Source organism: Bacillus sp. R45 (genome assembly GCF_021729365.1).
In the GTDB taxonomy this organism is placed as follows: Bacteria; Bacillota; Bacilli; order Bacillales; family Bacillaceae; genus Bacillus; species Bacillus velezensis.
Map to the genome: position 1 here is coordinate 3280913 of NZ_CP091421.1, position 22208 is coordinate 3303120.

General features: G+C 51.5%; 21 protein-coding genes. 3 read left to right on the plus strand and 18 right to left on the minus strand.

The features are described 5' to 3' along the window. The first annotated feature begins 21 nt into the window (after window positions 1-21). Complete coding sequence (locus tag L3V45_RS16225; protein ID WP_003151583.1) at window positions 22-1350, plus strand: GntP family permease; 1329 nt, start codon at window positions 22-24, stop codon at window positions 1348-1350. 34 nt (window positions 1351-1384) lie between these two features. Here L3V45_RS16225 and L3V45_RS16230 read toward each other — a convergent pair whose 3' ends face one another. The 5 genes from L3V45_RS16230 to L3V45_RS16250 form a co-directional block, all read right to left on the minus strand. Then, window positions 1385-2107: a LutC/YkgG family protein gene (locus tag L3V45_RS16230; RefSeq protein ID WP_115996715.1), complete on the minus strand. Its 723-nt coding sequence runs from the start codon at window positions 2105-2107 to the stop codon at window positions 1385-1387. Further along, complete coding sequence (locus L3V45_RS16235; protein WP_015387682.1) at window positions 2107-3537, minus strand: LutB/LldF family L-lactate oxidation iron-sulfur protein; 1431 nt, start codon at window positions 3535-3537, stop codon at window positions 2107-2109. Before L3V45_RS16235 ends, L3V45_RS16230 begins: the two co-directional genes overlap by 1 nt. 27 nt (window positions 3538-3564) lie before the next feature. After that, window positions 3565-4281 (minus strand): (Fe-S)-binding protein, encoded by a 717-nt coding sequence (locus L3V45_RS16240; RefSeq protein ID WP_007613889.1) that lies wholly within the window; start codon window positions 4279-4281, stop codon window positions 3565-3567. A 179-nt stretch (window positions 4282-4460) separates the two neighbouring features. After that, entirely contained in the window at window positions 4461-5651 is a 1191-nt protein-coding gene (locus L3V45_RS16245; protein ID WP_046341431.1) for an aminotransferase-like domain-containing protein, read from the minus strand. 30 nt (window positions 5652-5681) lie between these two features. Next, the gene (locus L3V45_RS16250) at window positions 5682-6401 is read right to left on the minus strand and encodes an L-lactate utilization/bacilysin biosynthesis transcriptional regulator LutR (RefSeq protein WP_003151573.1); all 720 of its coding nucleotides are present in this window, start codon (window positions 6399-6401) and stop codon (window positions 5682-5684) included. Between the two features lie 205 nt (window positions 6402-6606). Between L3V45_RS16250 and lutP the strand changes: the two genes are divergently transcribed. Continuing rightward, window positions 6607-8283: an L-lactate permease LutP gene (lutP, locus tag L3V45_RS16255; protein WP_003151572.1), complete on the plus strand. Its 1677-nt coding sequence runs from the start codon at window positions 6607-6609 to the stop codon at window positions 8281-8283. A gap of 37 nt (window positions 8284-8320) precedes the next feature. On the opposite strand, the gene rpoN is transcribed toward lutP, so the two are convergent. Beyond that, entirely contained in the window at window positions 8321-9631 is a 1311-nt protein-coding gene (rpoN, locus tag L3V45_RS16260) for an RNA polymerase factor sigma-54 (RefSeq protein ID WP_003151571.1), read from the minus strand. A gap of 77 nt (window positions 9632-9708) precedes the next feature. Here rpoN and yvfG point away from each other — a divergent pair, with 77 nt between their 5' ends. Further along, window positions 9709-9927, plus strand: a complete 219-nt coding sequence (gene yvfG, locus L3V45_RS16265; RefSeq protein ID WP_003151570.1) for a protein YvfG — start codon at window positions 9709-9711, stop codon at window positions 9925-9927. 13 nt (window positions 9928-9940) lie between these two features. Here the strand turns inward: yvfG and L3V45_RS16270 are convergent, their stop codons facing one another. The 12 genes from L3V45_RS16270 to L3V45_RS16325 are packed head-to-tail and all read right to left on the minus strand — an operon-like array spanning window position 9941 to window position 22207. After that, on the minus strand, window positions 9941-10906 hold the full coding sequence (locus L3V45_RS16270) for a polysaccharide pyruvyl transferase family protein (RefSeq protein ID WP_003151569.1): 966 nt from the start codon (window positions 10904-10906) through the stop codon (window positions 9941-9943). Continuing rightward, window positions 10885-12057, minus strand: a complete 1173-nt coding sequence (locus L3V45_RS16275) for a DegT/DnrJ/EryC1/StrS family aminotransferase (RefSeq protein ID WP_014305867.1) — start codon at window positions 12055-12057, stop codon at window positions 10885-10887. Before L3V45_RS16275 ends, L3V45_RS16270 begins: the two co-directional genes overlap by 22 nt. Before the next feature lie 4 nt (window positions 12058-12061). After that, the gene (locus L3V45_RS16280) at window positions 12062-12709 is read right to left on the minus strand and encodes an acetyltransferase (protein ID WP_003151567.1); all 648 of its coding nucleotides are present in this window, start codon (window positions 12707-12709) and stop codon (window positions 12062-12064) included. Further along, window positions 12706-13314: a sugar transferase gene (locus tag L3V45_RS16285; protein WP_046560073.1), complete on the minus strand. Its 609-nt coding sequence runs from the start codon at window positions 13312-13314 to the stop codon at window positions 12706-12708. The genes L3V45_RS16280 and L3V45_RS16285 overlap by 4 nt, the downstream gene beginning before the upstream one ends. After that, the gene (locus L3V45_RS16290; protein ID WP_041481923.1) at window positions 13311-14828 is read right to left on the minus strand and encodes an MATE family efflux transporter; all 1518 of its coding nucleotides are present in this window, start codon (window positions 14826-14828) and stop codon (window positions 13311-13313) included. The genes L3V45_RS16285 and L3V45_RS16290 overlap by 4 nt, the downstream gene beginning before the upstream one ends. Next, on the minus strand, window positions 14825-15859 hold the full coding sequence (locus tag L3V45_RS16295) for a glycosyltransferase (protein ID WP_015387676.1): 1035 nt from the start codon (window positions 15857-15859) through the stop codon (window positions 14825-14827). The genes L3V45_RS16290 and L3V45_RS16295 overlap by 4 nt, the downstream gene beginning before the upstream one ends. After that, complete coding sequence (locus tag L3V45_RS16300) at window positions 15856-16932, minus strand: polysaccharide pyruvyl transferase family protein (protein ID WP_070082416.1); 1077 nt, start codon at window positions 16930-16932, stop codon at window positions 15856-15858. The genes L3V45_RS16295 and L3V45_RS16300 overlap by 4 nt, the downstream gene beginning before the upstream one ends. Before the next feature lie 4 nt (window positions 16933-16936). Beyond that, on the minus strand, window positions 16937-17974 hold the full coding sequence (locus L3V45_RS16305; protein ID WP_048367079.1) for a glycosyltransferase family 2 protein: 1038 nt from the start codon (window positions 17972-17974) through the stop codon (window positions 16937-16939). An 18-nt stretch (window positions 17975-17992) separates the two neighbouring features. Then, window positions 17993-19096 (minus strand): biofilm exopolysaccharide biosynthesis protein EpsG, encoded by a 1104-nt coding sequence (locus L3V45_RS16310; RefSeq protein ID WP_014305874.1) that lies wholly within the window; start codon window positions 19094-19096, stop codon window positions 17993-17995. 3 nt (window positions 19097-19099) lie between these two features. Then, window positions 19100-20236: a glycosyltransferase family 1 protein gene (locus L3V45_RS16315; protein ID WP_107994226.1), complete on the minus strand. Its 1137-nt coding sequence runs from the start codon at window positions 20234-20236 to the stop codon at window positions 19100-19102. Next, window positions 20229-21071, minus strand: a complete 843-nt coding sequence (locus L3V45_RS16320; RefSeq protein WP_024085831.1) for a glycosyltransferase EpsE — start codon at window positions 21069-21071, stop codon at window positions 20229-20231. The genes L3V45_RS16315 and L3V45_RS16320 overlap by 8 nt, the downstream gene beginning before the upstream one ends. Continuing rightward, window positions 21068-22207, minus strand: coding sequence for a glycosyltransferase family 4 protein (locus tag L3V45_RS16325; RefSeq protein ID WP_095315471.1), 1140 nt, complete (start codon window positions 22205-22207; stop codon window positions 21068-21070). Before L3V45_RS16325 ends, L3V45_RS16320 begins: the two co-directional genes overlap by 4 nt. Window position 22208: the final 1 nt, after the last annotated feature.

Sequence of the window (22208 nt, forward strand, 5' to 3'; positions counted from 1 at the left end):
CTTTGAAAGGGTGAAAAGGTCATGTTACTGTTTATTGTCATTGCCGCTATTATCGTTTTACTCTTATTGATTACGGTCGCTAAATTAAATCCGTTTATCAGTCTTTTGATTACATCCATCCTTGTCGGTTTCGCAACGGGCATGAATCTGCCGGACATTATCACTTCAATGAAAACCGGGCTCGGCAATACGCTGTCTCTGCTTGCGATCGTGCTGGCCCTCGGTACGATGCTCGGAAAAATGATGGCTGAATCAGGCGGTGCGGAGCGGATCGCCCACACCCTGATCGGCCGCTTCGGCAAAAAGAAAGTGCATTGGGCGATGATGGCCGTCGCTTTTATTGTCGGCATCCCGGTCTTTTTCCAGGTCGGCTTCGTCCTGCTCGTGCCGCTTTTGTTTACGATTGCGATTGAAACCGGGGTTTCATTAGTGACGATCGGGATTCCGCTCCTTGCGGGACTTTCCGTCGTGCACGGATTGGTTCCGCCCCACCCGGCGGCGATGGCGGCTGTCGGCATTTATCACGCCAATGTCGGAAAAACGATTTTGTATTCTTTAATCGTCGGTATTCCGACTGCCATCATCGCGGGGCCGCTTTACGGAAAATGGATTGGTAAGCGCATTCATAAACCCGTTCCCGAACTGTTGAAAAAACAATTTATTGAACGGAATGAAAAACGCAAGCTTCCGGGATTCGCAAATACATTGTTTACGATATTGGTACCGGTGATCCTGATGCTTATGGCAACGCTTGCCGAAATTGCGCTTCCGGAAAAAAGCACGCTCTATGAAACTTTTAAATTTATCGGCGACCCTGTCACGGCGCTTTTGATCGCCACGGTTTACTCCTTTTTCAGCCTTGGTTTTTATCAGGGCTTCGACAGGGAAAGCATTTTAAAATTCAGCAATGACTGTCTGGGACCGATCGCTTCCATTCTGCTTGTGATCGGAGCCGGCGGCGCTTTTAACAACGTCCTGATTGATTCAGGCGTCGGCACGTATATCGCTGACATGGCGAAGCACTCAAGCTTCTCTCCCGTTCTTTTAAGCTGGACGATCGCGGCGGTCATCCGTGTCGCCACAGGTTCAGCGACTGTCGCCATGATGACGGCGGCCGGCATTGTTGCTCCGATTGCATCTGTCATGCCGGGCGTCAGCAGCGAGCTTCTCGTTTTGGCAACGGGAGCGGGCTCTTTGATTCTGTCACATGTCAATGACTCCGGTTTCTGGCTCATTAAAGAGTATTTCGGAATGACGGTAAAAGAAACGTTCCTGACATGGACGGCGATGGAAACGATTATTTCTGTCAGTGCGATCTGTTTTATCATGATCATTAACGCGTTTATATAAAAACAAACCCCGGCCGCAAACCGGGGTTTGTTTTTTATCGGTCATTCACAAGGATATAAGCGGCTTTAACGGGTCCGTGGACGCCGACAACCAAATCCATTTCGATATCGGCCGAGTTGCTCGGTCCGGTAATATAGTTGATGCAGGAAGGAACGGTGACGCCGTCTCTGATCTGCTGTTTCAGTATATCGCTGGCCTGTGTCATTCTCGGCACAATGGAAGATTTCGGGATGATTGCGATATAGGTGGTCGGAAGCAGGCTGACGGAACGGCCGGCATGCTCTGACGCATACAAAACGACGGTGGCTGATTCCGCAAGCGTGATCTCGCTGAATGTGATGCCCACATTCGCTTGTTCCGCTTTTTCAATATTTTTCGCTCCTTGTTCCGCGTCCCATTCCCAAACGGGAATCCCTTCGTCCGGCCACTCTTCTGTCATAAGGGTCTGCAAGCCGTACATTTCAAACCGGCTGTCCTTCGGAATGATGACAGGCCCTCCTTCAAAGCGGTTCACCTGCGTGCGCAAAGCGTCGTAAAGCCCGGCTGCATCCGTTTCGATCAGTTCGGTATGAATGTTGACGCAGTGGTCTTTCAGCATCGTGACAAGATCGTCTTCCGTACAGTCCGCATGCGTTTGATATTGAGGCTGATACTTCCATTCAGGCAGGGACACGCCTGATTTCCTGCGCTCTCTGCCCAGACTTCCGGCGATCCGGTTTAGAAAGGATTCCTGATGTGTAATCGTCCCTTTCATCATCATTCTTCCCCCTTTTGTTTTTCCCGGTCTTTAAACCAATCTCTGAATCTCGATTTATGCGGCGCCGGGAAGTCCCGTATTGCCGTCCATTCTTTTAACGGCCCCGGCCCTTTTGATATTTTGTCATCCTCCGTAAACGGCGTCATGGCGGCAGGCGCCCATTTCGATCCCAGTTTATAAAGGGACGGGGATGACGAGCCGAGCCCGAAGGCTTTCATCGCCAGTTTTTCGCTGATCGGCGCTTTGCCCTCTTTTTCCACAATGTTCTGCCGATGCTTGAGCAGCAGCTCGTGCAGCGGAATTTTAACGGGACACGCTTCCGTACAGGCCGCGCATAAGGAAGATGCGTACGGGAGCTCCTTGTATTCGTCATATCCGCCGAGAAGAGGCGATAAGACGGCGCCGATCGGACCCGAATAGATGGACCCGTACGAGTGTCCGCCGACATGCCGGTACACGGGACAGACGTTGATGCAGGCGGCGCAGCGGATACATTGCAGCACCGATTGGAATTCCGTGCCGAGTATGCGGGAACGCCCGTTATCCACAACCACGAGATGAAATTCCTCAGGCCCGTCAGCTTCTCCTTGCTGCCGGGGGCCCGTCAGCGCCGTAATGTAACTTGTAAGCCGCTGGCCGACCGCGCTTCTCGTCAGCATGCTGACAAGCACTTCAAACTCAGAAAATGAAGGAACGATCCGCTCCATTCCCATCACGGTGATCTGCGTCTTCGGCAGCGCGGACACAAGGCGGCCGTTTCCTTCGTTTGTCACGAGACTGACCGATCCGGTATCCGCGATTGCAAAGTTGCAGCCCGTGATGCCGACATCCGCTTCGAGAAATTTTTTCCGGAGAACGCTGCGCGCGTGCATGACGAGCTCTTCCGGTTTTTCCGTCTGTTTGTATTCGAGTCTCTCTTTAAACACGTCACGGATCTGCTCTTTGTTTTTGTGAAGAGCGGGAGCAACGATATGTGACGGCGGATCGTGATCGTCAATCTGGAGAATGTATTCGCCGAGATCCGTTTCTGTGACTTCACAGCCCTCTTCCTCAAGCACTTCGTTCATATTGATTTCTTCTGTCACCATGGATTTGGATTTTACGATTTTTTTGGCGTTTTTCTGACGGATGACATCGCGGATATAGGAGGACGCTTCTTCCGCCGTTTCGGCGAAAAAGACATGCCCGCCTCTGTTGGCGACATTTTCGGCGAGCTGTTCCAAATAGAAATCAAGATTGTCCAGCACATGCTGTCTGATTTCTTCCGCATGGGAACGCCAATCCTCCCAGTTTCCCAATTCCTCGGCCGCCTGGAGCCTCCTTGTCCTGAGCCGTTCCTGCGCTCCGGAGACGGCTCCTCTCATAAACTCATTATCTATTCCTTCTGATACCCGCTCTTTAAAAGCGGCGGTACCGATTTTCATCGCCATGATTTTACCCCCTTGTTGTTTCTCGTCTTATCTGCTGTTCAGCACTTCTGCGATGTGCATGACTCTGACGTTTTTATCCTTACGGTCAAGACGACCGCCGATATTCATCAGACATCCGCAATCCGCCCCGATCAGCACCTCGGCTTCCGTGTCTTCCACGCAGGCGACCTTTTCATCCACCATTTGTTCAGAGATTTGCGCCATTTTCACAGAAAATGTTCCTCCGAATCCGCAGCATTGGTGCTTTCCGGGTAGCGCGGTCAGCTCGAGCCCCTTGACATGGCGCAAAAGCTTCATCGGCTCCTCCGACACGCCGAGCAGCCTCGTCATGTGGCACGATGTATGGACTGTCGCTTTTTTATGCAGCACCGCCCCGACATCCTCCACCCCGAGAACGTTGACGATAAAATCCGTTAACTCATATGTTTTGTCCGCAAGCTGCTGCGCTTTTGCGGCCCACTTCGGATCGTCCTGAAACAGATGCGGATATTCACGGAACATCGTCGTACAGGAACCTGACGGGCTGACGACGTACTCCGCTTCTTCAAACGCGGCAATCATCCGCTTCATTGCTTTTTTCGCATCCGTCACATACCCGCTGTTGTATGCGGGCTGCCCGCAGCAAATCTGCCCCTCGGGAAAATCCACCTCACACCCGAGCCGTTCCAGCACCTCAACCGTCGCCTTTCCGACATTGGTCTGAAACATATCCACAAGGCACGTGACAAATAATGAGACTTTCATGATGAACCCCTCTTTCATCCTCAGTATGTGATCCGGTCATCTGATGACCTGTTTTTGGAAAGCTCTATAAATATCCTACACTATTCTGAATATGGATTGGAAGGTTTTTCTGAAAAATCCTTTCGCCCGATGCGCTGAAGGGTAAAAAAAAGAGAAGCCTTAAAGCTTCCCATGCTCCTCTAGATCCCGTTTTTCAGCAGGTGTCCCAGTTTTTGCACACCCTCTTTTATCGCGGCTTTACCGGGAAAACTGAACGACAGGCGGAGATATTCGGCACCGTCTTCCTGATGCGGAAAAAAATATTTTCCGGGTACATAGGAAACGCCGTGAGACAGAGCCCTCGCCAGCAGTGCGGACGTATCAGCCCCCGGCGCTTTCACCCATACAAAGTAACCGCCTTCAGGCACGTGCCAGGATGCGGATTCCGGAAGATATCGCGCTGATGCGGCGAGCAAAACATCACGTTTGCTTCGATATGCTTCCCGCAAGGCGGCGAGCCGTTCTTCAATATTCGTTTGTTCCAGATAGACGGCGGTCACCGCTTGGGAAAACGGATGGCCTAAGTCTTTTTTTAACCATGACAATGCCGTGATGAATGCGGCGTCCCCTGCAATCCAGCCGATCCTCATACCCGGCGCGATGACTTTTGATAATGAACCGGCGTACAGCACCCGGCCGTTTTGATCCATGGCTTTCAAGGGCGGCGGAATATCGGTGAATCCGAGCTCGCCGTATGCATCATCCTCCAAGATGAGAAAATCATACGTTTCGGCAAGCTGAAGCAGGCGGGTTCTCCGCTTCGCTGACATTACGGTTCCCGCAGGATTCTGAAAAGCGGGTATCGTGTAGAGAAGACGGGGAAGCAGAAGCCCTTTTCGTTTTCTTTCCTCAAGCATGAAGGCTAATGTTTCTGTTTGCAGGCCCTCTTGATCTGTCGGAATGCTCATGATATGCGGTGTATAATTTTTGAAAATCTCGAGCGCTTCCATATAGACCGGAGCTTCAACGGCAGCGGCGGTTTGTTCATCGAGGAAAACCCGCGCAGCCAGATCTATCGCCTGACAGGCGCCTGACGTCACGATCAGCTCATCGTCCCGGCAGTGAATGCCGCGGATGGCTAACCGTTCTTGAATCTGCTTTTTTAAAACGGCCGTCCTCGGGCTTCCCATATAATGCAGCGGCAGATCGCGCTCCTCATCCAGAAGGCGGGAGGCGGCTTCTTTCAGCTCCTTATCAGGAACGAGTGCGGGATCGGGATAGCCGGAATGCAGGGGGATGCACGCTTTCGGAACTGCCGGCATCCATTCCCCGGGAGGATCATTTGTCAGAGCTTTCTTTACATGGTCAGAAAAAAAAGATTCGGCCTGCATGTGATGTTATCCCCTTTCACAAGTCAGCTTCTATACATTTTCTTCAAAATAAGCCCCCAGCACTTCTTCCACATTCGTCAGGTGCGCCGTCATCGCTGCTTCCGCTTCATCCGTGTCTCCGGCGGCGACGGCGCTGTAAATGCGTTCATGCTCTTCATACAATCGCTGCACGCTCGTTCGTTTAGAAAACAGCCAAATTTTTCTCGTTTCTCTCATTGTTTCCAAAAGGAGCGCGGAGACATGATTCATGAGATGCTTAAGCAGCCCGTTTTGTGATGCTTCCGCCAGCGCCATGTGAAAGGAGAAATCTGCTTTTTCGCCCAATTCTTCGTCTCCGTCAATGTCTTTCATCTCCATGAGAGCTTGGCGGATTTTTTGTAAATCGTCTTCGGTGCGTTTTTCAGCGGCCATGGCGGCGACGCCGAGTTCAAGCAGCTTTCTGACTTCGAGCAGCTGTTTGACGTCCTCTTTTTTCATCAAGAGGGCGGAAGAAAGCGGCTGGGAAACATGAGACGGCTCAAATTCTCTTATGTATGTGCCTTCTCCCTGCTTCATGTCGACGAGCCCCATCGCTTTCAAAGCCGACAGCGCTTCTCTGACCGCCGAGCGGCTGACCTGAAAACTCTCGGAAAGCGCCTGAACGGAATCAAGCTTTTCACCCGGCTTAAGCTCGCCCGCTTTTATCTTCTCCAGCAATGCGTCAGCGACTTCTTCGTAGATTTTTTTCGTTTTAATTTGTTTATATTTCAACGCGATCACCCCGTCACTTGTGAATCTTGATGTTTATCGTCTATTATACTTCTTTTTTTGTGTTGCCGACAGGTTCAGACAATTTGTTCAAGAAAAGTATTGTACTTTCAAAACTTTCAAAATATAATGCTAATTAACCCGGTCATCAGATGACCTTATCATAAAAAGTAATCGTTTACATGACATAAGGAGGGGTTTTTTAGGGATGCAATGGACACAGGGGTACGCTCCTTTAGGGGAAAATTTGCTTTTATCGGCAGCTTGCGCGCTCGTGCCGATTATCTTCTTTTTTTGGGCGCTTGCGGTGAAACGGATGAAGGGGTACATAGCGGGGCTTTTAACGTTAGCCGTTTCACTTTTAATCGCTGTATTTGTTTACGGCATGCCGGCGGAAAAAGCGGTGATGTCCGCTTCTCAGGGAGCGGTGTACGGGCTGCTTCCGATCGGCTGGATTATCGTCACATCGGTCTTTCTGTATAAAATCACCGTGAAAACGGGACAGTTTGAGATTATCCGGAGTTCGGTGCTCTCAATTACAGATGACCGACGTTTGCAGGCGCTGCTCATCGCCTTTTCATTCGGGGCATTTTTAGAAGGCGCCGCCGGTTTCGGCGCTCCCGTCGCGATCTCGGCCGCTTTGCTCGTCGGACTTGGTTTTCAGCCGCTGTATGCGGCGGGAATTTGCCTGATTGCCAATACGGCGCCCGTTGCCTTCGGCGCGATCGGCATTCCGATTACCGCCGTCGAAGGTCCGACCGGGATACCGGCAATGGAAATTTCCCAAATGGTCGGCCGGCAGCTTCCTTTTTTATCCGTCTTTATTCCGCTTTACTTAATCATTTTGATGAGCGGGTTTAAAAAGGCTTTTGAAGTATGGCCGGCCATTCTTGTTTCCGGCGTCTCCTTTGCGGCCGTGCAGTACGCAAGCTCGAATTTTTTAGGGCCTGAGCTTCCGGATGTGCTGTCGGCGCTTGTTTCCATGGCCGCGCTCGCTGTATTTTTGAAATTTTGGAAACCGAAAACGGCCTTTCGTTTCGCGGCAGAACGGGAATCAGCAGCGGCCGCTGACCGGGCGCCGATCAAGTACGGGGGCGCCGCGGTGTTTAAAGCGTGGTCTCCTTTCCTTCTTCTGACGGCCATGATATCCGTTTGGGGGATTCCCGGCGTGAAGGCTGCTTTAACCGGTCATTATGAAGGAACGTCAATGTGGCTTTCCTGGCTGAATGCAGCCGGGAAAGCATTGACCTTCACGCCTCCCGTCCCATTTGTAAATCAGCAGATTCTTCAGGCGGACGGCACGCCGATTGAAGCCGTGTACAAACTTGAGCTTTTCGGTTCAGCGGGAACGGCGATTCTGATTGCCGCCGTCATCTCCAAGTTCGCCCTCGGCATGTCGTGGAAGACGTGGGGCGAAGCGTTTATAGAAACGGTGAAAGAGTTAACGCTTCCGGTCGTGACCATTGTTTCTGTTGTCGGCTTTGCATATGTGACGAATGCTTCCGGCATGAGCACGACACTCGGTCTTGCGCTTGCCATGACGGGCGCGATGTTTACCTTTTTTTCGCCGGTGCTCGGCTGGCTCGGCGTATTTATTACCGGCTCTGATACATCGGCCAACCTATTGTTCGGCGGATTGCAAAAGGTGACGGCGCTATCTGTCGGGATGGACCCGGTTCTCTCCGTTGCCGCCAATTCATCAGGCGGTGTCACCGGAAAAATGATTTCTCCGCAATCCATTGCGGTTGCCTGTGCCGCTGTCGGTCTGGCGGGCAAGGAAGCCGACCTTTTCCGCTTTACGATTAAGCACAGTCTGTTTTTGCTTCTGCTCGTCTGTCTCATTACATTTTTACAGCATCATCTGTTTTCATGGATGATCCCGTAACACGGAGAACCTCCCCGGGGTTTGGCTCGGGGAGGTTTCAGCTGTACCGTTTTCTCGCCGATGACGGCGGAATATTTAATTGGTCACGGTATTTGGCGACGGTGCGCCTTGAGATTCGGATGTCATATTGTTCATGCAGCAGATCGGCAAGCTTTTGGTCTGAAAAAGGTTTCTTTTTATCTTCTTTACGGACCAATGCTTCCAGATGCGCTTTTACGGCATAATTGGAGGCGCCGCCGTCCCCCGATGATTCAGCTTTCGCCGAGAAAAATGTTTTCATTTCATACAGTCCGTACGGCGTCTGAACGTACTTCCCTTTGATGGCCCGGCTGATCGTTGATTCGTGGAGCTCCAGCGTTTCCGCCACCTCTCTTAAGGTCAGCGGCTGCATTCCGCTTTTTCCTGTGAGAAAAAAGGATTCCTGCCGTTCAGTCAGGACGCCGATAATTCTCGTGATCGTTTGTTTTCTTTGCGACAAAGCCCGGTTCAGCCAGCGCCATTCCTGATATTTTGCCGACAGATAATTTTTCGTGTCACGGCACCCGGCGGCTGACAAGAGCGGCTGATAATGGGCATGAAGCTGGATGTCAGGAAACGAACGGCTGTTGAGCCGCGCTTGAATGATGCCGTTTTTCACCGTGATGAAAATATCCGGTTCTACGTAAAAACCCGGCTCCTCATGCGCATAACGGAGCCCCGGCCTCGGATCAAGCGCGCTGATCATGTCAGCGATGTCCTGAATGTCTTTAAGCGGAATGCCCGTTTTAAGTGTAAGCGCTTTCCAATTCTTTCTTGCAAATAGCTCAAAATAGGCTTCGGCAATCCATTCCGCCTGTTCGTTCCGCTCGGGCAGACGGCGGAGCTGAAGAAGGATGCATTCCTGCAAAGACCGGGCGCCGATTCCCGCGGGCTCAAGGGATTGAAGCTTTTTCAGAACCGCTTCCGTCTCCTCTTGTGAAGCGGATACATGGTCGGCGGCGGCTGGTATGTCCTCTTTTAAATAACCGTTTGAATCCAATGAATGTATCAGATAATTGAAAATTTTTTTCTCATCATCGGACAGCTTCATGTCTAAGGCTTGCTGTTTGAGCGAATCCTGCAGCGTTTTGCGGGTAAGTCTGATCTGCTGGCTTCCGTCCCGTTCTTTCATCCTGTTTTTATTTGTTTTATGGTAAGATAGTGGCGGCGTGTCTGTTTCCTTTCGTTCAATCAGAGGGTTTTCCAGTGAGAGCTCATCAATATATCCGGCCAGCTCCGCGGAATTGTATCCGAGTAATGTGATGGCCTGTTTAAGCTCTTGCGTTAATTGAGGCTTTAACATTTGTGTTTGCTGAAGTTTGATATCCATCATGCTCACTCCCCTTTTTTCATTGTACATGATTGGTTTCATACCGTATATACTTATTAAAAGGAGTTGCTTTATAGATGTCAGAACTTTTTTCTGTTCCCTATTTTATTGAAAACTTTACACAGCACATTGAAATGAATCCGAATGAAGACCGAATTCATGCGATGAACAGCTATTACCGCTCCGTCGTCTCAACCCTTGTACAGGATCAGCTGACGAAAAACTCGGTTGTGCTCAAAAGAATTCAGCATTTGGATGAGGCGTACAACAAAGTAAAACGCGGAGAAACAAAATAAACCTTCCGCTCATTCAAAGCGGAAGGTTTTCCTTCGTGCCGGCGGTTTCACCGATCAGCCGGACGTCCGGCGCTTCGTGCGTCCAGGTGTAATAATAGTTCGCGTTTTTCCCGTATGAATTATCAATGACGGTATTCGGTTTCCCGAGAAGCGAGGACAGGATGTGGCCGTGGAGCCTTGACGTTTCCACCGATTCGTACCTGCTGAAAAACAGGACCGCTTTTTTCGTTAAGAAATCGGAATAGCGTTTCCAAAACCGCGCAATCGGCAGCGGGTTTCCCGCTTTTTTATTCAAAACATTCAGCGTTTGGAAAAAAGCGATTCCCCTGCGGTCGCTTGCTGACAGAACATCCTGCCAGTCACAGTTTTTAACGGAAGAATTGTTTTGCAGCTTCGGGTTGATTTCCCCATCCGTGCGGATAAAATAAAGCCTGCCGCGTGACGGAACCGCTGACGCCGCGATCGGATACAGCTGATGGGCCATATCAGGCATAAGCCCGATATGATTCGCCGAAAAAAAGCGTTTCGCAGTCTCGTATGACACATGATCTCTCGTAAACAGGTGGAGATCCTTGTGCTCCGCAAAAAGCGCCGATGTCTTTTGCAGCCGTGTCTCATCCTGATAATAAATCGATTGCGGCAGGATGACGATCCTGTTTTCCGGAAAGGATTTGACGATTTTTTCCCTGAACGTCTGATAGTACGGATAGAGATCCCCGAAATTTCCGCCACCCTGACAGACGATGATCGTCTTTTTGTACGCCCGGCGCCCGAATGGAAAATTGTCGGGATTCCAGCGCTGTTTCACGCGGATGCCGTGCGCTTTAAAAAACGCCTCCGTCCCTTTCATAATCAATAAATCCCCTACATTTCCGTAGAGGGGATAGTCGGCATATATGATGTCGGATTGCGGCGGTATAACGCTGAGCAGACCCGTCAGCGTCTCTTTTAATCGGCTCATAACATGGCGGCTGTCCATGTTTTCTCCCCTTTCGTTTTAAACAGTTGCGCAAGTGCGTCAATGACACGCTGCTGCTCCTCAGAAGACAGGTCAGACCCGGACGGCAGACAAATCCCCCGGCTGAAAAGGTTCTCAGAGACACGCTCATGGTCGCTGTGAGGATAAAAGACGGAAGATGAGAAAAGCGGCTGCGTATGCAGCGGTTTCCACAGCGGCCGGGCCTCAATATTCTGTTCCGCAAGACAGGCGACGGCTTCTTCCGGCGTCACGCCGTTATCAAGCGTCAGAGCCGTCAGCCAGCGGTTTGAAACCGTTCCTTCAAGCTCCGGCATCATGCGGATGCCCGGATATGTTTCGAGCGCTTCCCGATACCGGTGAAAGATTTCTCTCCTCGCCCGGACGCGATCTTCAAGCACTTCCAGCTGCGATATCCCCACGCCTGCGAGAATGTTGCTGAGCCTGTAGTTGTAACCGAGCTCGCTGTGCTGGTAATGAACGGCGGCATCTCTCGCCTGTGACGCAAGAAACCTCGCTTTTTCAATCGCGGCTTCATCGTCAGACACGAGCATGCCGCCTCCCGATGTTGTAATGATTTTGTTGCCGTTAAAGGAATAAATGCCGAAACGGCCGAACGTGCCGCTCTGCCTGCCTTTATATGTTGATCCTAAGGACTCGGCAGCGTCTTCAATCAGACAGACGCCGTATGCGTCACAAAGGCTCATTAATTCATCCATTTTCGCGCTTTGGCCGTAAAGATTGACGGCGATCACCGCTTTCGGGAGTCTGCCGCGCCGCTTTGCATCCCGGAGCGCCCGCTCAAGCGCAGCGGGCGACATATTCCACGTCTCCCATTCCGAATCAATAAAAACGGGCTCAGCCTGCTCATACACAATCGGATTCGCCGTGGCGACAAACGTAAAGGAAGGACAAAATACAACGTCTCCTTTTTTCACACCCGCAAGCCGCAGGGCAAGATGGATGGCGGCCGTTCCCGAGCTTACGGCCGCCGCGCTTTTCACTCCCGCATATTCCGCGAGCCGCGCTTCAAACGAATTGACGAGCGGACCGAGCGGGGCAATCCAATTGGTTCGGAAGGCTTCTGCGATGTATTCCTGTTCTTTTCCGCTCATATGAGGCGGAGACAAATAAATCCGTTTGTTTGTTTGCATGAAATCATCCTTTTTCATTATGGATAGGGGAGATGACGCGGGCCGGAACGCCGACCGCCGTCACATGGCCGGGAATTCTGCTGATGACCGCAGCCCCCGCGCCGATAACGGACCAAGGGCCGATGTCCATCTGCGGTATGACGGACGCGCCGATTCCGATGTGCGTTCCTTCCCCGACTTTCACTCCGCCGGCAAGCGCCGCGCGCGGTGAAAGATGGACGTAATCTCCGATTGCATTGTCGTGATCGGCAACCGCCCCCGTATTGATGATGCAATGGGCGCCGATGTCAGCGCCCGCCTGAATGACGGCGCCCGCCATCACAACCGTTCCGTGTCCGACGGAAGCCGTTTCACTGACGATCGCCCCGGGGTGAATGAGTGAAGCATAATCGGCATCTTCAATCCCAAGCGTTTCAGCGAACTGCTTTCTGACGCCGTTGCGGCCGATGCATATCGTGAACACGGCCTCGGGGACGAGTTTCCGAAGCATGTGCACGTCTTCCGTCCGGCCCGTATATAAACCGTTCCGAGCGGTAAAACCGCTGAATCCGTCGTCCAATATGCCCGCAAGCTCCATATCGGAACGGGCCTGCACGATTTCCTTCACGACTTTTCCGTGTCCGCCGTTTCCGATCAGCACGACCTTTTTCACGATGACATATCTCCGCTGCCTGTGAAGCGCTTTGCCGTCACATGGCCAGCTTGGTGTATGCCTTCTGACACGAGAACTTTTTTCACTGTTAAAAGCAGAATCTTTAAGTCGAGAAGAAAGGTGCGGTTGTCGACGTACCACACGTCGAGCTTGAATTTCTCCTCCCATGAAATCGCGTTTCTCCCATTGATCTGCGCCCAGCCCGTAATCCCCGGCTTCACCTCGTGCCGCCTCGCCTGCTCCGCCGTGTAAAGCGGCAGATAATCCATCAGCAAAGGGCGGGGGCCGACCAGACTGATATCGCCTTTGAGCACATTAAAAAGCTGGGGAAGCTCATCGATGCTCAGTTTTCTGATCAGCCTCCCCATTTTGGTCAGGCGCAGATGATCCGGAAGCAGCACACCGTTTTCATCACGCGCATCCGTCATCGTTCTGAGTTTATACAACGTAAACGGACGCCCGTTATGCCCCGGTCTCGTCTGTTTGAACAATACCGGAGACCCGATGGCGCATCTGACGGCTGCCATGGCGAAGAGAAGAATGACACTCGCGCCGCACAATAACAGCGTCGCGGCCGCTATATCAAATACACGTTTCACCTTCAAATCTGAACAGCTCCTTTCACTTTTCGGCATTTCTGTAAAGCAAGCCGCCTTTCTTCTTTCGTACAAATGAAGAAAAAAGCGAATGCGGCATAGCTTATGCATACGGCAAGCCCCGCGGCGATCAGACCGGCCCAGCTGTCAAGCGGTGAAAACAGCCGGATACCCCGGCAGACGGCCCAGGCAAATACGGCCGCCGCCAACGGGCCGAACATGCCTTTGTAAAACGCGGTTTTCTGAAAGCCGGTAATATGCGAAACATACAGCGGCGTGAAGACGGCATTTTTCAAAATGAGGGAGACAGCCCCGGCAATGGTGATGCCGTACAGCCCGAGATGTGCCGGTCCGCTGAGAACCACGGCCAATATGACATTCAGTCCGCCTAAACATAAAGTAACGACGGCGGGCGTTTTTTGTTTATTAAAAGCCGTCCATACGTAAAAAAGCGGCATGACAGAGAGACTGACCGCCAAATACGCGGCGTGAATATATAAAAGCGGCGCCGTCTGCACAAACGACGGGCCCAGCCAAATCGCCAGAAACGGTTCGGCAAGCCCTCCTAATAACGCGGCGGGAAGCGCGAGGAGAAGCCCGTTCATCCGCACGGCCTTATTGGCGTAAGACAGGAGACCTTCCATATCGCCTTTTGAATAATAGGAAGTCAAAACCGGCGCAAACAGTGAAGCAAGCGTCCCGGCAAGACTTCTGAGCAGAAGCGGGAATTGAATAATCGCCGCATAGACACCCGCTTCAGACGGCCCCAGCACAAGGTTGGCCGTCATGAGGTCAATCTGCAGAAACAGCAGCACGCCGATCTGGTTGACAGAACTCCAGGCACCGGCCGAAAACAGCACTTTGCTTGTCTGTAATGACAAAGTTTTACGGCTGAAAGAAAACCACGGAATCAATTTCTTAAAGAAGAAAAAAGTCAGCACAGCTGCACAGACGGCTCCCGCTAATGCCGAAAGCTGGATCTGCCAGATCTTCGGCGGCAGGCACGTAAACAGAGCGAGCACACACAGCACCCTGACCAGCATTTGCACGGCCTGAATGGAACTTGTGATATAAAGCTTGTTGGCAAAAAACGGCCCCGTCGCGAACCCCGCCATAAAAAACGTCAGCATAAACAGCACGCTGCCGATTACGATAGACAGCCTCACATCCGTTAAGAGCCCGGCCGGTACATTCATAATCCTGTCAATAAAAAAAGCAGTCCCGGCGAGCGGCACAGCGAGTAATAGAGATATCACGACAGACGCGGCTAAATAATTGCTTACATACGCATTGGCCTCGTCCCTGTTCCCCCTGTGGGCGGCGACGGAGAAAAACCTCACAACGACTGAGCTCAGCGCAACGGTAATAATAGAGAAATAGTTAATGATATTCTGTGTCAGATGGACAAACCCAAAAGCCTCAACACCTAATGTTTTCACAATAAAGGGCGTCATCCACACTGATAAAAACACCGATAGTAAAAACGCCGTCACATTGGCGCCGAAATTAATGGCAAATTTCATGCTCCTTCCGCACTGCCTTTCTCTTTCGATTTCCGTTCGAAAAACGCATGCAGAAGAAGAGGAAGGCGCATTTTGCACAGACCGAGCACCACGCGCTCCCCGGCCAGCAGCTGTTTATGGCGGCACGGCGTCCTGCGCACGGCCGTTTTTACCATGTCATACGTTAAGATTCTGCCGATATGCGCCGTAATCTGGTGTGACGGCTGCGGGGCGGCGCATGCGTTGGCGATCAGCATCGGAATCTGATGCTTGCACAAATAAGTATCAATATCGCTCCGGCAGGCGTCCGTCAGCCCGTTTGCCTCATAAAAAGCCATTTTCGCTGCATATTGCTTTTGCAGTTCGTGATCTAAGCGGGGCTTAAACGGTGTTTCTGTAAGACTTTGCGGATTTTCCCGGTAGATATACAGCCCTTCGTCTATCACTTTGACACGCGCGGCTTGGCGGAACGCTGCCAAGTTAAACGGAGAGTCCTCGGCAAACCGGATATCTTCATGGAACAACAGCCCTTGCAATGCTTCTCGCCGGTATATATAGCGCCACACATACCAAATAAACCGATGTTCGTGCGCGCGGGTCAGCAATGCGGTCATTTCATCCGCTGTGAAGACGCGGCCCGGCGGAAGGGACGGCGGCATATACGTTCTTTCTTTAGACGGCGTTTCTTTGTAATAACCGCAGCCGGCGATATCCAGCCGGTTCTTCTCCGCTTCTTCATAAAGCCGCTCGAACATTGTTTCCGTCACATAATCATCGCCGTCCGCAAAACCGATATAACGGCCGCGGGCGGCTTTTATTCCGGCATTGCGGGCCGAGCTGAGGCCGCCGTTTTCTTTATGAATCACCCGGATTCTCGCATCTTCTGCGGCGAATTGTTCAGCCATCCGGCCTGACTGATCCGGTGAACCGTCATTGACGAAAATGATTTCGATGTTCCTCAGCGTCTGTTTTGTTAAAGAAACCGCGCATTCTTTAATAAAAGGCTCTGTCTTATACATCGGCACGATCACGCTCACAAGCGGCGCGGTCATTGGGCATCACCGCTGATTTTCGAGCGCAGCCCGGCAAAATAAACACTTCGCAAAGAACCGCCTTCCTCATGCTTGCCGCTGAGCAGCCGATTTACGGCGGATGTTACGGCTTCAGGGTCGGGACGTTCAAGCAATGTCATGTTCGGTATGTTTTTCAGCCATTGATAGCCTTCCATCACCTTATGATCAAACGAACGAATGACGACACAAGGCGTTTTCGTCAGCGCACAAAAAATCATCCCGTGAAGCCTGTCAGTGACGACGGCTTCCGCACCTTTCAGCGTATTCCAAAGCGCTTCCAGCTCCTTTTCGCGTGTATGGCGGCTGACCCTCCGGCCGACCGTCGTGGTAAAGGAATACAGCTCTCCGTACTCTTTGGCCAAAGCTTCTTTTACCATCGTTCTGTCCTCAGCCGTCAGCGCGCTCTCCTTATCCTCCCGTAAACAGAGGTAGATCCCTTCCCGCGCTATGCCCCGCTCGCTTTTATCCAAATATAAGACCATGTCAGGCTGTTTGAGCACTGTTTTTCCGGGAAAATGACGCTTCATCCATTGATACGTCGTCTCATCTCTCGCCATCAACAAAAGGTCGGGATGCGCATTGTACACTTTTCGGGCGCGCTTCAGTTCCTTCCGTCCCTTTTTTGATTCAGAAAAGTGAGCCGTCGCCGGAAGCTGAACGATCCGATATTGCCGGAATGTTTTTATGATAAAGCGGCGCGTCCATTCCTCATACCGGTACAAATCCCCCATATTCCCGCCGCCGATGATGAATACCATATCATCAGGGTGGCGCTTTTTGATCAGCACTTTTGCCGATCTGTATATATCCTTCATATCCACCTCGACAATGTCAAAATCGGGATACTCCCGTTCAAGAAACGTTTTGCTTGCGTAGGCGATGGCGTGATCGCCGAGATTATCATGGGACGGGAGCAGCGTCAGAATGATCTTTTTTCTTGCCGCTGTAAGCCCCGCCCCATCCGCTCCCGTTCCGAAATGAAATTGGGACGGGTATTTGACCTTAAGCAAAAGCCATTCCGCGAGATTGATTTTTAAAGATTGTATCGACATGTCTTCACCCTCTGATTTTCATTTTGTACTCGATTGCCCGCTGATACGCGGCTGATGCCAGCGACACGAACGGAATCAGCTTCAGCTTCGCCAAAAGCAGAAGGCATGAGCGTTTGGCGTCAAACGGCGCCGTTCCCGTTTTGGAAAGGCTCATGCGGAATACGGGATCAGCGCATATCCGGCTGATATTCTTCCACTTCTCAGAAAACCGGCCTCCGTTATTCCGCTTCCATTCATTCAGCAGGCAGACTGTTCCGTGCTGAACGATGAAAAAATCCAGCTCCTGCCGGTATTCCTGTAAGCAGCCGTTTTCACGCAAAAAAGCCTCGTTCAGCCGATAGAGAACGAGACCTGAGTCAAACAGCTTTTTCTGATAGCTTTGCACAATGGAAGTCAAGTGAATCCGATAATGATAGAGCGGCTGATCCACGTACGAGACCGCACCTGCGAAAACATGCGCCCGGAGGCTGAAATACTGATCCTCCACGTGCTCCAGCTCATCACGAAGCGGAAAGCGCAGCTGATGATGCTCGATCATGGATCTTTTGTACAGCTTGTTCCATGAAAAACCGCTGACTCTTCCTTCAAATAAATCTTTCAGGTACCGTTGTTTCGGGCGGCCCTCGTACGCTGAAGCGATCGTTGAAACAGCGGTCTTCCCCGTATCCGCAAATTCAGCCGCATATTCGCAAATCACGAGATCAGCCTGGTCAGCCTTCGCTTTTTCATACATGCGCAGGCAATAATCAGGTTCAACCCAGTCGTCCGCATCAATAAAAGCGATAAATTCGCCGCGCGCCGCCTCGATGCCCTTGTTGCGGACCGCGCCGAGCCCCCGGTTTTGCTGATGAACGACCCTGATTCTCTCATCCCGCTTCTGATAGGTTTCAAGAATCGCCGGGCTTTGATCCGTTGACCCGTCATTAACGGCCACGATTTCGATATTGGCGAGCGACTGATTGAGCAATGAATCTAAGCACCTTTCTAAATAAGTTTCCGTATTATACACAGCAATTAATAAACTGACCGCGGGTGTTTCCATATAAACCTCCAGTGTCCATTACCGGGAAAAAATCGTTCTGTACGGAAGCACAGACGAATCGACCGGCATAAGCAAGTAACTGTAAAGAAAATAACAGACAATAATGGCGATATAAATCAGCGCATTTGATTTTTCATCAAAAATTCTCACAAAATAAGGGATCAGGATCATTTGGTACAGGCCGAAATATATATTAAACCGGGCGAAAATAACATCCTTTGTCGCCAAAAGACCGAAAAGCAGGCCGAGCAGACAGAAATTCACGATGACATCAATGTCAGGCCAGAGCTTCCGCAGCCGCTCCCGGTAGCAGAAAGCCAAAAACAGCGGCAGCAGCAGCACCGCGATTTTTACGACGTTCATCCCGTTCGTATTCGTCATCAGCCATTTCTCATAATGGCCGTACGAGCTGTTTTCCAGCACGACGACAAACAGCGAAATGAACTTCTGATACAGAAACGTCATAAGAAGAAACAATGCCGACAGTCCGAAAATCGCGGGCGACCAGGCTCTTTTTCTGACGAGAAAATAAACCGGAATCATAATCAGCGCTGAGGAATGAAAAAGCGAACACAGCAGCACGATTGACATATAACGCTTCCAGCTTCCGCTGATTACGTAGCGGACGGCCCAAAACAAAACGGCCGCCACCATATACTGCCTGATCCCGTTAAAGGAAGCGTAATAGTGATACGTGCCCAAAAACAAAAATACACTCAGCTCAAACGGACGGCCGAACTCAACGAGCCCCTTTAAAATAAAGCTGCATGTCACGACCGCCACGGTGAAATACATGATTTGCGGATCTTTCGTGATAAAATTCATGAGCCAGATGAGAGCCGTAAACCCCGGATCAACGGCTGCTTTTTTCGCTCCGAACCCGAAGATCTCCCAAATGCTGCCGTAATTTCCCGCCAGCTTGTACATTAGCGCGTACGTCTGAAAATCCGTCCCGACTCTGTAGCGCAAACCGGAGACCAATACCAGCGATAGCAGCGGAACGAGCATGACGAGCTGATTCGGCCGGTATCCGGTCGAAAGCGATTGATCACGCCCGCCGCACATTTTCGCGAACCATGACCAAATATAAACAATTCCCATATTGACTACATATACAATCATTCGTTACTGTTCCTTTTTCCAATTCATATTGTAAAGCTTCATAACAGCCCCCGTATTTTCTCTCGCGTCATATCCCAGCCGCCTGAGGGTTTCTTTAATGCGCGCCCCGTCAGGCTTTGCCGCCTCTGCTGCCCGTAAAACCGCGGATGCCCATTGTCCCGGCGGTTCTTTGAGGCTGAGCCTTTTGACCAGCCCGAGCCCGGCATCGGCTTCTTCCGTTATGCCGTCTGATATCACGCACGGCACCCCGGAGGCCTGCGCTTCAACGAGCGTGACGGGCAGCCCTTCATAAAGAGACGGCATGACAAATACATCCAGCGTTTTCAGCAGATCATGAACGCGGTCTTCTATACCGATAAAACGCACATCATCATCAAGCCCCAGCTTCGCCGCCAGATTTTCCATATCGGTGCGAAGCGGACCGTCTCCGGCGAGAATCAGCTGTAAGCCGATGCCCCGCTCTTTCATATCAGCGGCCAGCCGGAGCAGAAATTCGTGGTTTTTTTCTTCTGTAAAGCGGCCGATATGGCCGATCACCAAACGGCCGTCTGCAATGCCCCGCTTCCTTTTTTCAGCTTCTGTGTCCGCGCACCCGCCGGCAAATAAGTCGAGATCAATGCCGTTCGGCAAAAGATGCACGTCTTTTTCTTTCCCGAATAAGAAACGGCCCGCCTCTTTTCCGCAGGCGCACAGTGCCGTGGCGTTTGCCGTGATCAGCCGTCTGAAAACAAACAGCTGCATCCCGGCAAGCCGCGATGCCCGCCCCCGCCACGACGTACTGTGCGAATGGCAGATCCGCACCGGGACGCCGGCTAAACGAGCGGCAAGCGCGATAAATCCAGACTGAAAATCGGTATGGGCGTGCACGGCGGCAAACGGGCCTTTTTCCTGAATCATCCGCTTGACCTGTTTTACAAATGTAATCGGGTTTGTGCTGCCGATGCTCGGCACATAAAAAAGCCGTCCGCCGAGAGCGAGAATTTCCTCGTCATAAGCGCACGGATCGTTCCTATGGGTTAAAAAATCAAACTGCACCTTCGTTCTGTCCATCTTCCGGTACAAATTCATCATCATCGTTTCTGCGCCGCCCCTGTTCATCCCGCTGAAGATGTGCAGCACCCGCATCGGTTTGTCAGTCATGTTCGGCAAGCCCTTCTTTTTGGCGGATGTCCTTGTTTTTATGATAACGGTTCATGACCGCGGGCGGCGTAATGGCGCGGATGAGCGGTTTTGCGATATACGCGTAATGGGAAATCGGCAGCTTCAGCCGTCTGCATGCCTGAAAAACGAGCACCGCATTATCAATGGAATACGTAAACGATCTCCTTTTGAACGCATCACTGTCCTCTCTTACTTTATACAGCGTTTCCTGGAGATTGTACCCTCGGAAACCCGCTTCAAAAAAGCGCAGCCACAAATCGATATCCTCCATCCGCCGCGTCCGCCTGACTGACCGGTAGCCTCCAAGCGCTTTGTACGCTTCAGCCCGCATCATAATGGTGCCGTGACAGAACGGTGTGCCTTTCGCCATAATTCCCGGTTTCGGCACGGGCGGCAAAAGCCGGGCGCCCCTGACGCCGAATTCATCAAATACGAGCATCCCCGTGCCCACGACTTGATAGTGGGCGTGCTTGTTTAAGAAAGCGGCCTGTTTTTCCAGTCTCCTCGGGTTGGAGATGTCATCACCGTCCTGCCTGGCGATATAATCCCCCGTTGCGTATGTCAGACAGCGGTTCAGCGAAGCGGCAAGCCGTTGATTCGTCTTATTTTGAATCAGCGTGATCCGGTCGCTGTAATGATCCGCGTAACGGCGCGCAATCTGATACGTTCCGTCAGTTGACGCGTCATCACACATAATCAGTTCCCAATTCTTATACGATTGGCTCAGGATGGATTCAATACTCTCCGCTAAAGTCTCTTCGCAATTATAAATTCCCATGATGACGGAAATTTTCGGTTGTGCTCCTGCATTCATACGCTTTTCTCCTTTTTATCCATATAACCGGCGTAAATGTGCGCCATTTCCTTTACCGTACGTGTTTCTGAAAAACATTCCGCCGTCCTGCGCCCTTCTTGTCCCATTGCTTTTCGCAGACCCGGGGATCGGTACAGCTTTTCAATCCGATCGGCAAATGCCGCGCTGTCCCCTGCCGGCACGAGAAAACCGTTCACACCGTCTTCGATGATCTCACGGTGCCCCCTGTTGTCTGCGGCAACGGCGGGCTTTTCGGCAGCCATCCCCTCAAGCAGATTCATACCGAGCCCTTCGCGGATGCTTGAGGCGACGGACAGATCAGCAAGCTGAATCAGCTCATGAATGTCACGGCAAAAACCGTAAAACCGCACAATGTCGGATACCCCGAGTGATTCAGCCTTTTTTCTGTACGGCTCTTCCATCACGCCTTCTCCGGCAAATACGAGTTTCAGCTCTGGAATGCGGTTCTTCAGCAGTGCCGCAGCCTCAATGAGAAGTCCCTGGTTTTTATTGCCGTTTAATTCAGCGGGGTATATGAGGATAAATTCCCCGGCGCCGAAGCCGTGTTTTTCTCTCAGACGTTCACTCTCTGCCCGGCTCACAGGGCGAAACCTGTCTGTATTCACGCCGATGCCGTGTATTTTCTTCGCGCCGCAAGCTGTTTTTTTCATTTGCTTGGCCCGTTCGTAATCCTCTTCATTAATCGTAATCAAACAATCCGTGTAAGAAGAGAGAAATTTTTCGATCGGGTAATAAAGAAGCCAGTTTTTCAGGGGCGCTCCGTCGCAGAAGTGAAAGCCGTGCGCGGTGTACAGCACCTTTGTCCCTTTTTGGCGCGCTTGTCTCGCCGCAAGGCGTGCAAGCACGCCGCCGACCGGCGTATGACAGTGAATCATGTCGTAGCCGTTAACCTGAATGAGCCGTTTCAGCCGCCTGTAAACAGAAAGATTTTCGGGATGAAACGGCGAGCGCCGGATCGGAATGGAAAACTTTTCATCAACGAACGGAAGATTCATATTGCCGCCTGCCGCGACGTGCACCTCCCAGCCCATATCCTGAAACCATTGAAAATACGGAAGATGAAAGGCTTTAAAATGATAATCGACAGTGGCGCAGAATAATACTTTTTTCGTCATC

Bases quoted from the DNA above. Each gene is read 5' to 3' on its own strand.
- L3V45_RS16225 (WP_003151583.1), top strand. From the start codon at position 22: ATGTTACTGTTTATTGTCATTGCCGCTATTATCGTTTTACTCTTATTG.
- L3V45_RS16230 (WP_115996715.1), bottom strand. From the start codon at position 2,107: ATGATGAAAGGGACGATTACACATCAGGAATCCTTTCTAAACCGGATC.
- L3V45_RS16235 (WP_015387682.1), bottom strand. From the start codon at position 3,537: ATGGCGATGAAAATCGGTACCGCCGCTTTTAAAGAGCGGGTATCAGAA.
- L3V45_RS16240 (WP_007613889.1), bottom strand. From the start codon at position 4,281: ATGAAAGTCTCATTATTTGTCACGTGCCTTGTGGATATGTTTCAGACC.
- L3V45_RS16245 (WP_046341431.1), bottom strand. From the start codon at position 5,651: ATGCAGGCCGAATCTTTTTTTTCTGACCATGTAAAGAAAGCTCTGACA.
- lutP (WP_003151572.1), top strand. From the start codon at position 6,607: ATGCAATGGACACAGGGGTACGCTCCTTTAGGGGAAAATTTGCTTTTA.
- rpoN (WP_003151571.1), bottom strand. From the start codon at position 9,631: ATGGATATCAAACTTCAGCAAACACAAATGTTAAAGCCTCAATTAACG.
- yvfG (WP_003151570.1), top strand. From the start codon at position 9,709: ATGTCAGAACTTTTTTCTGTTCCCTATTTTATTGAAAACTTTACACAG.
- L3V45_RS16270 (WP_003151569.1), bottom strand. From the start codon at position 10,906: ATGGACAGCCGCCATGTTATGAGCCGATTAAAAGAGACGCTGACGGGT.
- L3V45_RS16275 (WP_014305867.1), bottom strand. From the start codon at position 12,057: ATGCAAACAAACAAACGGATTTATTTGTCTCCGCCTCATATGAGCGGA.
- L3V45_RS16290 (WP_041481923.1), bottom strand. From the start codon at position 14,828: ATGAAATTTGCCATTAATTTCGGCGCCAATGTGACGGCGTTTTTACTA.
- L3V45_RS16295 (WP_015387676.1), bottom strand. From the start codon at position 15,859: ATGACCGCGCCGCTTGTGAGCGTGATCGTGCCGATGTATAAGACAGAG.
- L3V45_RS16300 (WP_070082416.1), bottom strand. From the start codon at position 16,932: ATGTCGATACAATCTTTAAAAATCAATCTCGCGGAATGGCTTTTGCTT.
- L3V45_RS16305 (WP_048367079.1), bottom strand. From the start codon at position 17,974: ATGGAAACACCCGCGGTCAGTTTATTAATTGCTGTGTATAATACGGAA.
- L3V45_RS16310 (WP_014305874.1), bottom strand. From the start codon at position 19,096: ATGATTGTATATGTAGTCAATATGGGAATTGTTTATATTTGGTCATGG.
- L3V45_RS16315 (WP_107994226.1), bottom strand. From the start codon at position 20,236: ATGACTGACAAACCGATGCGGGTGCTGCACATCTTCAGCGGGATGAAC.
- L3V45_RS16320 (WP_024085831.1), bottom strand. From the start codon at position 21,071: ATGAATGCAGGAGCACAACCGAAAATTTCCGTCATCATGGGAATTTAT.
- L3V45_RS16325 (WP_095315471.1), bottom strand. From the start codon at position 22,207: ATGACGAAAAAAGTATTATTCTGCGCCACTGTCGATTATCATTTTAAA.